The sequence below is a fragment of the Micromonospora sp. MH33 genome, from assembly GCF_003013775.1.
In the GTDB taxonomy this organism is placed as follows: domain Bacteria; phylum Actinomycetota; class Actinomycetes; order Mycobacteriales; family Micromonosporaceae; genus Micromonospora; species Micromonospora fulviviridis.
In genome coordinates this window covers 1-9,432 of record NZ_MUYZ01000275.1, presented here as the reverse complement: position 1 = coordinate 9,432, position 9,432 = coordinate 1, and the positions used below count along the sequence as shown (strand labels likewise).

At 74.6% G+C, this 9,432-nt stretch carries 11 protein-coding genes; 7 read left to right on the top strand and 4 right to left on the bottom strand.

Annotated features, from left to right (window positions below; all coding sequences use genetic code 11):
• The 5 genes from B0E53_RS28955 to B0E53_RS28935 all read left to right on the top strand — a co-directional run.
• Positions 1-1,279: thioesterase domain-containing protein (locus B0E53_RS28955; RefSeq protein WP_246835655.1), on the top strand; the 1,279-nt coding region annotated here is incomplete at its 5' end.
• Positions 1,276-2,499, top strand: a complete 1,224-nt coding sequence (locus B0E53_RS28950; protein WP_107078910.1) for a cytochrome P450 — start codon at positions 1,276-1,278, stop codon at positions 2,497-2,499. The genes B0E53_RS28955 and B0E53_RS28950, both read left to right, overlap by 4 nt.
• 98 nt (positions 2,500-2,597) lie before the next feature.
• The gene (locus tag B0E53_RS28945) at positions 2,598-2,810 is read left to right on the top strand and encodes an MbtH family NRPS accessory protein (RefSeq protein ID WP_091310738.1); all 213 of its coding nucleotides are present in this window, start codon (positions 2,598-2,600) and stop codon (positions 2,808-2,810) included.
• Positions 2,811-2,960: 150 nt separating this feature from the next.
• Positions 2,961-4,175 (top strand): lysine 2,3-aminomutase, encoded by a 1,215-nt coding sequence (locus tag B0E53_RS28940; RefSeq protein WP_107078912.1) that lies wholly within the window; start codon positions 2,961-2,963, stop codon positions 4,173-4,175.
• The gene (locus tag B0E53_RS28935) at positions 4,172-5,485 is read left to right on the top strand and encodes an MFS transporter (protein ID WP_107078911.1); all 1,314 of its coding nucleotides are present in this window, start codon (positions 4,172-4,174) and stop codon (positions 5,483-5,485) included. Before B0E53_RS28940 ends, B0E53_RS28935 begins: the two co-directional genes overlap by 4 nt.
• An 8-nt stretch (positions 5,486-5,493) precedes the next feature.
• Here the strand turns inward: B0E53_RS28935 and B0E53_RS28930 are convergent, their stop codons facing one another.
• Genes B0E53_RS28930 through B0E53_RS28915 form a run of 4 tightly spaced genes read right to left on the bottom strand, consistent with a single transcriptional unit; the run spans position 5,494 to position 7,814 of the window.
• The gene (locus B0E53_RS28930) at positions 5,494-5,703 is read right to left on the bottom strand and encodes a hypothetical protein (RefSeq protein WP_210406253.1); all 210 of its coding nucleotides are present in this window, start codon (positions 5,701-5,703) and stop codon (positions 5,494-5,496) included.
• Between the two features lie 59 nt (positions 5,704-5,762).
• Entirely contained in the window at positions 5,763-6,143 is a 381-nt protein-coding gene (locus B0E53_RS28925) for a hypothetical protein (RefSeq protein WP_107078908.1), read from the bottom strand.
• Entirely contained in the window at positions 6,136-7,368 is a 1,233-nt protein-coding gene (locus tag B0E53_RS28920; protein WP_107078907.1) for a divalent metal cation transporter, read from the bottom strand. Before B0E53_RS28920 ends, B0E53_RS28925 begins: the two co-directional genes overlap by 8 nt.
• A complete protein-coding gene (locus tag B0E53_RS28915; RefSeq protein WP_107078906.1) occupies positions 7,365-7,814 on the bottom strand; it encodes a hypothetical protein in 450 nt (149 codons plus the stop codon). Before B0E53_RS28915 ends, B0E53_RS28920 begins: the two co-directional genes overlap by 4 nt.
• Before the next feature lie 112 nt (positions 7,815-7,926).
• Between B0E53_RS28915 and B0E53_RS28910 the strand changes: the two genes are divergently transcribed.
• Positions 7,927-8,340, top strand: a complete 414-nt coding sequence (locus tag B0E53_RS28910) for a hypothetical protein (RefSeq protein WP_107078905.1) — start codon at positions 7,927-7,929, stop codon at positions 8,338-8,340.
• 47 nt (positions 8,341-8,387) lie between these two features.
• A complete protein-coding gene (locus B0E53_RS28905; protein WP_107078904.1) occupies positions 8,388-9,365 on the top strand; it encodes a DUF2804 domain-containing protein in 978 nt (325 codons plus the stop codon).
• The last annotated feature ends 67 nt before the right edge of the window (positions 9,366-9,432 follow it).

Genomic DNA, 9,432 nt, shown 5'->3' with positions numbered 1-9,432 from the left:
GCCGGTGGCCGGGGCGGCCCTGCCCGGCGCCGCCGAGCTGCGCCGCTGGCTGCGCGAGCGGCTGCCGGCGTACCTGGTGCCGACCGCGTTCGTGCCGCTGGACGCGCTGCCGGTGACCGCCAACGGCAAGCTGGACCGGGCCGCCCTGCCGGCGCCGACCGGCCCGGCCGAGACGGACCGCCCGTACGTCGAGCCGCGCACCGAGGCCGAGGCGACCCTGGCGAAGCTCTGGGCGGAGACCCTGCGGCTGGACCGGGTCGGGGTGCACGACGACTTCTTCGACCTCGGCGGCCACTCGCTGGCCATCGTGCGGCTCGCCGCCCGCGCCTGCGACCTGGGGCTGCCCGTCGGGGTGGCCGACATCCTGGAGCACCCCACGGTGGCCGCGCTGGCCGCCGCGGTCGGCACCCGGGAACCCGTCCCGGCGGGGACCGCGGTACGCCGGGACGGCGGCGTGGTGGTGACCCTGCGCGACGGCGACGCCGGGCAGCGTCCGCTGTGGTGCGTGCACCCCAGCGGCGGCAGCGTCGCCTGGTACCTGCCGCTGGCCCAGGCGCTGCCCGCCGGCCGGCCGGTGCTCGGCCTCCAGGCCCGCGGCATCGACGGCGGCGTGGACGCCGACACCATGACCGGCCTGGCCGAGGACTACCTGCGCGAACTGCGGGCGCGCCAGCCGCACGGCCCGTACGCGCTGCTCGGCTGGTCGATGGGGGGCAACATCGCCCAGGAGATGGCGATCCGGCTGACCGAGGCCGGCGAGCGGGTGGACGTCCTGCTGCTGCTCGAACCGGCCGTGCCGGACGAGGCCGGGATGTTCGCGGTCACCGAGGCGCTGGACCTGCTCGACCGGGCGGTGGCCATGCGCGCGGCGATCCGGGAGCTGACCCCGGGCACCCCGGCCCGGCTCAGCCAGGAACGCGAGCTGGTCGCCACGCTGCGCGCGGCCGGCGTCAACGAGGCCGAGGCGGAACTGGGCGCCGACTGGCCGGTGGCGATGTGGACCGCGCTGCTGCGCGCCGCCGCCGCCGCCTACCGGCCGGCGCCGTACCGGGGGCCGGCGCACCTGCTGGTCAGCGCCGAGGCGACCACCGCCGGTCCGGGCCGGCCCTCGGTGGTCGCCGGGGAGAGCTGGCCCACCTACGAGCGGCGCTGCCGGGAGCTGTTCCCGGGCGCGCTCACCGTCCACCACCTGCCCGGCACCCACCGGAGCATGGTCACCGACCCGGGCGTGGCGGCCGTCGCCGCCCTCGCCGCCGAGCTGCTGGAGCGTACGGCATGACCGCCGCCACCGTCACCGACCGTTACCTGCTGGACGACGACCTCGTCGCCGACCCGTACCCGTACCTGGCGGGGCTGCGGGCCGCCGCGCCGGTGCACTGGAGCCCGGTGCACCGGGCCTGGCTGGTCACCGGCTACGAGCCGGCGGCGGCCTGCTACACCGAGCCGGCGATCTCCGCCGACCGGATCAGCCCGATGCTGGCGCAGACCCCGCTGGAGCTGCTGAGCCCGGAGGCGGCCCGCGCCTTCAAGATCATGGCCGGCTGGATGGTCTTCGTGGACCCGCCGGAGCACCGCCGGCTGCGTGGCGTCTTCCGGGGCGCGTTCGGGGCCCGCCAGGTGCGCCGCAACCGACCCATGGTGCAGGCCGCGGTGGCGCGGCTGGCCGCCCGGGCCGGCGCCGGCGGCGAGGTCGTCGACCTGCTCACCGAGTTCGCCCGGCCGCTGCCGGCCACCGTCGCGGCGGCCTGGATGGGCGTGCCGGTCGAGGACACGGAGATGTTCCAGCGCTGGGCCATCCAGGTCGGCGACCTGGCGCTCGGCGCGGTGCAGTCGCCGGAGGAGCACGAGCGCTCCCAGCGCGCGCTGCTGGACCTCTTCGACTACCTGAGCGGGCTGGTCCGCGCCCGCCGGGCCGCGCCGCGCGAGGACCTGATCAGCGCGGCGCTGGCCAACGGCCTGGTCGGCGAGTCGGTCAGCGAGGACGAGTTCGTCGCCATGCTCACCCACGTGGCGTTCGCCGGCGGCGAGACCACCAGCAACCTGATCGCCGTGGGGGTGTGGAACCTGCTGCGCCACCCCGACCAGCTCGCCCTGCTGCGCGCCGAGCCGGACCTCGGCCCGGTGGCCGTCGAGGAGCTGCTGCGCTTCGACGGGCCGTCCAAGATGTCCATCCGGCACGTCAAGGACGACTTCGAGCTGGGCGGCCAGCGGCTGCGCGCCGGGCAGCGGCTCTACGTGGTGACCGCCGCCGCCAACCGCGACCCGGCCCGCTTCGACCGTCCCGACGAACTGGACCTGCGCCGGCACCCGAACCCGCACCTGGGCTTCGGGCAGGGCGCGCACTTCTGCCTCGGCGCGCCGCTGGCCCGGCTGGTGGCCGGGTCGGCGCTGACCGACCTGCTGGCCGCGGCGCCGGGGCTGGCGCTCGCCGGCGGCGCGGTCCGCTGGCAGCCCTCGCTGCTCAACCGCAGCCTCCAGGCCCTGCCGGTCCGGCTGTGACCCCCGGCGGGACGGCCACCGGTCGTCCCGCCCCGCACACCTCCCGGTCGCCGACCGGGGCATCCGTCCAAGAGATCAAGACGAGAAGGAGAACGGCGATGGCCGTTGACGACGATGACCGCACCTACCGCGTCGTGGTGAACCACGAGGAGCAGTACTCGATCTGGTTCGCCGAGCGCGAGCTGCCGGCGGGCTGGACCGCCACCGGCTTCGAGGGCAGCCGCGCGGACTGCCTGGCGCACATCGACGAGGTGTGGACCGACATGCGCCCGAAGAGCCTGCGCGAGCGGATGGCCGCCGCGCAGGGCTGACCCGCCGCGGGTCGGGGTGGTCCGGACCGGACCACCCCGACCGGGCCGCCGGCCGGCGGCCACCCCTGTTCCGATCCCGCTGACAACGAGGCGACGGTGATGAAGGTCTTTTCCCACGAACGTCTGGCGCGACTCGCCAGCGAGCGTGGCATGCCCGAGGAGTACCTGCACGACCTACGGGTCGTCTCCTCGGTACTGCCGTTCAAAGTCAACCAGTACGTCGTGGACGAGCTCATCGACTGGTCCGCCGTCCCGGACGACCCGATCTTCCGGCTCACCTTCCCGCACCGGGACATGCTGCCGGCGGACATCTACGAGCACCTGTCGGCGCTGCACCTCTCCGCCGCCGACCCGGGCGTGATCCGCAAGGCCGCCCGGGACGCCCACGCCCAGCTCAACCCCAACCCGGGCGCCCAGTTGGAGGCGAACGTGCCGACCCACCGGGGCCGGCGGCTGCTCGGTCTCCAGCACAAGTACGCCGAGACCGTGCTGGTCTTCCCCTCTCAGGGGCAGACCTGCCACTCGTACTGCGGCTACTGCTTCCGCTGGGCCCAGTTCGTCGGCAACGCCGAGATCCGCCAGGCCGCCTCCGGGGTCGCGGACGTGGTCGCGTACCTGGCCGACAGCCCGACCGTCACCGACGTCCTGTTCACCGGCGGCGACCCGATGATCATGAGCGCGGCGGTGCTGGACCGTTGGGTGTCGCCGCTGCTGGACCCGGCGCTGGAGCACATCCGCACCGTCCGCTTCGGCACCAAGGCGCTGTCCTACTGGCCGGCCCGGTTCACCACCGACCACGACGCCGACGACGTGCTGCGCCTGTTCGAGCGGATCGTGGCCAGCGGCCGGCACGTCGCCGTGATGGCCCACTTCTCCCACCCCCGCGAACTCGCCACCGACCAGGCCCGGCGGGCCATCGCCCGGATCCGGGCCACCGGCGCGGTGATCCGCGCCCAGGCCCCGCTGATCGCCCACGTCAACGACCGGGCGCAGGACTGGGCCACCATGTGGCAGAAGCTGGTGGAACTCGGCGTGGTGCCGTACTACATGTTCGTGGAACGCGACACCGGCGCCCGCAGCTACTTCAGCGTGCCGCTCACCCGGGCCTGGCAGGTCTACACCGACGCCATCCGCTCGGTCTCCGGGCTGGCCCGCACCGCCCGCGGCCCCGTGATGTCCGCCGCCCCCGGTAAGGTCCTCGTCGACGGGGTGGTCCGGATCGGCGGCGCCGAGGTGTTCAGCCTGCGGCTGCTCCAGGCCCGCGACGCGGCCGACGTGGGGCGGCAGTTCTTCGCCCACCACGACCCGGCGGCCGAGTGGTTCGACGACCTGCGCCCCGCCTTCGGCTCCTGGTGGCCGGCATGAGCCGCGCCGCCGAACCGACCCTGACCGCACCCGACGAGGGGCAGGTGCCCACCGTGACCGACACGACGGCGACCGCGACGGCGGTGGCCGGGACGGACCGGCCGGCCAGTCTCTGGCGCAACCGCGACTTCAACCTGCTCTGGATCAGCCAGAGCCTCTCCGACCTCGGCGCCGCCATGTCCAACCTGGCCATGCCGCTGCTGGTGCTCTGGCTGACCGGCTCCGCCGCCCAGGCCGGCCTGGTCGGCACGGCGGGCCTGCTCACCACGCTGGTCTGCCGGCTGCCCGCCGGTGTCCTCGCCGACCGCTTTTCCCGCCGTACGCTGCTGGTGCTCTGCGACCTGGTCCGGCTGGTCGGCTACCTGGGACTGGCCGGCGCGGTGCTCGCCGGGGTGGCCAACCTGCCGATGATCCTCGCGGTGACCGTGGTCGGCGCCGCCGCCAACGCGGTGTTCGGCACCGCCGAGCACGCCGCGGTCCGCAATCTCGTGCCGGCCGCGCAGCTCTCCACCGCGGTCGCCCGCAACGAGGCCCGGTCGTACGGCACCCAGCTCGCCGGCCCGCCGCTCGGCGGCCTGCTCTACGGGCTGGGCCGCTCCCTGCCGTTCGTCGGCAACGCGGTCACCTATCTGCTGTCCCTGCTGGCCGTGCTGCTCATCCGTCGGCCCATGCAGCAGCCCCGGGCGGCGGACGAGGCACCGCAGTCCGGCGGCGCGGCGGCGGCCGAGGGCGTCCGCTTCGTGCTCGGCAACCCGTTCCTGCGCGCGCTGCTGATCATCGCGGCGCCGCTGAACATGGCCTTCACCGGCATGATCTTCGCGATCATCGTCTCGCTGCAGCGCACCGGCACGCCGTCCGTGCTGGTCGGCCTGGCCAGCACCATCTTCGGCCTGGGCGGGTTCCTCGGCGCGCTCGCCGCCCCCGCCGTGCAACGCTGGCTGCGGCTGCCGACCCTGGTGATCGTGCTCTGCTGGGCCACCACCGTGCTGATGGCGTGCAGCGCCCTGGTGCCGACCAGCGTGCTGGCCGCCGTGCCGCTGGCCGCGGCGGTGTTCCTCGGCCCGACGGCCAACGCGGTCCTCTTCGGCTACCAGGCGGCGATCACGCCGGACCGGCTCCAGGGCCGGGTGGTCAGCGTCATCTTCCTGGCCGCGACCTCGGCCGCGGCGCTCGCGCCCGGGCTGGCCGGCCTGCTGCTGGCGCGGTTCCCGGCGGCGGTGACCATGCTGGTCTTCGCGGCCCTGGTCGGGGTCTCGGCGATCACCGCCACGCTGAGCACCGGGATCCGGTCCATGCGCGTCGAGTCGTGACCGGGCCGCTACAGCCGCACGTCGGGCCACGGCACCCGGGTCAGGTGCCGGCGCAGCACCACCCGGGCCAGCTGTTCGAGCAGCCAGGGCCCGCCGGCCTCGCGGCGCTCGTAGCCGAGCAGGCGGCCCCACCGGCCCGCCGTGACGACCAGCGCCGTGACCCGCTCGCGGCCGGCGTCGTCGCGGCGGGTCTCGATGTCGGCCACCCGGCCGATCACCCGGCCGTCGTGGTCGTGGACCGGCCGACCCAGGATGCCGCCGGCGCAGCGGCGGCCGGTCAGCCGGCATCGCGGGCTCCCGGGATCCGCGCGATCAGGTGGTCGCGCAGCCAGATCTCCAGCGGCGGATCCGGGAGCAGTTCCCGGCTGACCGACAGGTTGACCGCGCTGTTCAGCTCGGCCACCAGGTCGTACGGGATCCGGATCGGCCCCCGGGACGGGTCGGGGGCGAGCCGCCGGGCGGTGCCGGCCAGCCAGCGGCCGAGCCCGCCGCCGATCCGGTCCCCGAGCGCCTGCTGCCCGACCAGCAGCGCCGCCACGTACGGCGTGCCGTCCTCGCCGAGCGCCAGCTCGACATCGTCGACCTTGCCGACGGGTTCGCCGTCGCGGTCGAGGATCTGCCGGTCGAGCAGGTCGAAGCCGATCAACACGTCAGCCACCTCCCATCCGGGTGACGATCATCAGGGGGATCGCGGCGACCGCCGCGGCGAGCACGATCACCAGGTAGAGCACGCCGAACGTGTTGGCCAGCCGTCCGTTCACCCGGCGGCCCAGGTAGCCCCGGTCGTTGGCGACCACCAGGATCGGCAGGTAGGTCAGCGGCAGCGCCACGGCGCTGAACACCAGCGTGTACTCGGTGAGCTGGATGGGGTCGATGGTGGTCATCAGCACCAGCACGCCGACCAGGATCGAGACCATCAGGACGGTGTGGAAGCGCGCGTCCTCCCGGGGACGGCGCAGCTTGCCCCAGGCCCAGCCGAAATACTGCGCCACGGTGTAGCCGCTGGACAGGGCCGTCTCCATGGCGGCTCCGAAGGTGGCCGCGAAGAAGCCGAGGATGGCCGCCGCCAGCCCCAGCTTGCCCAGCGCGATGGCGGCGGGCAGCGCCACCTGCGACAGCGAGTCGACCCCGGTCTCGATCGGATGGAAGACCGTGGCGGCGGTCGCCATCAGCGCGAAGGCGAACAGGCCGCCGAGCGGGAAGCCGACGAAGACGTTGACCCGCGAGGTGAGCAGGTCCCGGCTGCTCCACCGCTCCTCCACCCCGCCTGAGGAGAAGAAGAACACCTCGTACGGGGTCATGGCGGAGGCGAACAGCGCGACCGCCATGAACCAGTAGGTGCCCCAGTCCTCGCCGGCCGACGGCCCCGGATGGCTGGCCTGCCGCCACAGCTCGCCGCCGTCGGGGTGGAGGCGGAAGAACGCGATCACGAACACCACCAGGACCAGGCCGGTGATGCCGAACAGGTTCTCCAGCGCCGAGAACTCCACCCGCCACAGCGCGAGCCAGAGCACCACGCCCACCACCGGCACCCAGAGCAGGTAGTCGACGCTGGTGGCCAGTTGCAGCGCCAACCCCACGCCGCCCAGTTCGGCGCCGAGGGTCAGCACCGTGACCAGCAGCGACCCGGCCAGGTTGGCCAGCGCCATCCGCGGGCCGAGCCGTTCCCGGACCAGGTCGAAGACCGGCCGGCCGCTCACCGCGGTCACCCGGCCGCTCATCTCGGCGTACGCGCAGATGCCCAGCACACCCACCACGAGCACCCAGGCGTGGGCCAGGCCGAAGCGGGCGCCCGCCTCGGCGTTGGCGACAATGTCGCCGATGTCCACGAAGCCGCCGATCGCGGTGAGGATCCCGAGGGCGACCGCCAGGACGCGCTTCACCGCTGCTCCTTGAGCAGCTCCGCCAGCCGCCCCGAGATCTCGTCGAGGGCCTCGACCGCCATTCGCAGGGCCGGGTCGCCGGCGGCCCGGGCGGCGTCGGCCAGCGCCCGGGCGGTCGCCTGCACCAGCGGGAACAGGCGGTCCCGCAGCGCGGCCGATTCGTCGTCGGGTGGCACCGCGCCGGCCAGTTTCCGTTGCCCGCCGGCGACCGCGCGGAGCCCGTCGTCGTAGGCCGTGGTGGCGTAGGCGTCGGTGACCCGGTCCCGGAGCTGTTGCCGGCCGACCAGGACGCCGGTGGCCGCCGCGTCGTGCGCCGACGTGGCCACCTGGGTCACGGTGCGCAGGTAGTCGAGGGCGTCCGGCGGCCGGGAGACGTGGTACGCCACGCCGGCCCAGAGCGCGAGCAGCGCCGCCGCCGAGAGGACCAGCCGGTGCACGAGCTTCACGCGTGGCTCTCTACCCGAAACGTTGCCCCGGTCAACCTCGTCCCGGCATGATCCGCCCGAATCGGGGGTAGAAGGACGTCTCTGCATCCCGACCGCAGGAAGGAGGGCGGTCATGGTGTCCCCCAACGGAGCCGACGGTCACCGGAGGCCCACCCCCGCACCGGCCGGCGTCCCGCCCACGTACGTGCGGTACCTGCGCGACCGGCTGCTGGAGGCCGAGGCCGGCCTCACCGCGATGAACGAGCGGTACGAGCGGACGAAAGCAGGTTTCGACCGCTGCTACGCGCGCCGGGGCATCACGCCGGACACCGACATCGTCGGGTACATCAACGCCAAGGCCATGAACCCGGAGCTGAAGTTCTGGTACGCCAAGGTGGAACACTTCCAGCGCGAGTTGGCCGCCTACGGCGCCGCGCTGACCGGGTTGGCGGCGGCCGACCGGATGCTCGCCGTGGACGCCCCGCGGGTGCCCGCGGACCGGCAGCGGGTCCGCACCGGCCGGCCGAACCTGAACCGGGTCGGCTGACCGCCGCGACGGATCGCGGGCGCGGCCCGAGCCGGTAGCCTGCGTCGATGACGCACGAGCGGGAGATCACCGAGCCGGTCGACCTGTGCCGGCCGGACGGGCGGTTGAACCCGGCGGCGGTGGGCTGGAGCCGCCGGCCGCTGCACCGGGCGAACCTGCGCGGCTGGGGCCGGGCCAAGCGCTGGGAGTACTGGGGCGTGGTCACCCCGACGCACATCGTCGGCCTGGTCGCCTCGTCGCTGGACTACGCCGGCGTGCACAGCGTCTACCTGCTGGACCGGCGCACCGGTGTCGAGCAGACCACCGAGGCGGTGGTCCCGTTCGCCCGCGGCACGGTGCTCCCGCCGGTCAGCGGCGTCGGCGAGGTACGGGCCCGCGGCGGCGGCCTGGTCATCCACGTCGGCCAGCGCCCCGACGGCAGCACCATCCGGGCCACCGCGCCCGGCGTCGAGGTCGACCTGGTGGCGCCGCTGCGCCCCGGGCACGAGTCGCTGGGCGTGGTGGTGCCGTGGAGCACCCGACGGTTCCAGTACACGCTCAAGGACGTCGGCCGGCCGGTGCGGGGCACGCTGCGGGTGGACGGTACGGCGCACCCGGTCGACGCGGAGTCGTTCGCGGTGCTCGACCACGGGCGCGGCAAGTGGCCGTACGCGGTGCGCTGGAACTGGGCGGCCGGCAGCGGGTCGGGCCGGGCGATCCAGCTCGGCGGCCGGTGGACCGACGGGACCGGCTCGACCGAGAACGCGGTCTTCGTCGACGGGCGGCTGCACAAGATCGGCGCCGACCTGGCCTGGCGCTACGACCGCGCCGACTGGCTGCGGCCGTGGCGGATCACCGGCGACCGGGTGGACGTGACGTTCCACCCGTTCCACGAGCGCGTGGCGCGCACCAACCTCGGCGTGCTGGCCGGCGAGACCCACCAGTGCTTCGGGCACTTCTCCGGTTGGGCGGGCACCGACGACGGCGACCGGGTGGACCTCGACGGCCTGGTCGGCTGGGCGGAGGAGGCCCGCAACCGCTGGTGACGGCGGCGCCCCGCCGCGCCGGGCCGGCGCGGCGGGGCCAGGGCCGGCGGTCAGGCCGGCGCACTTG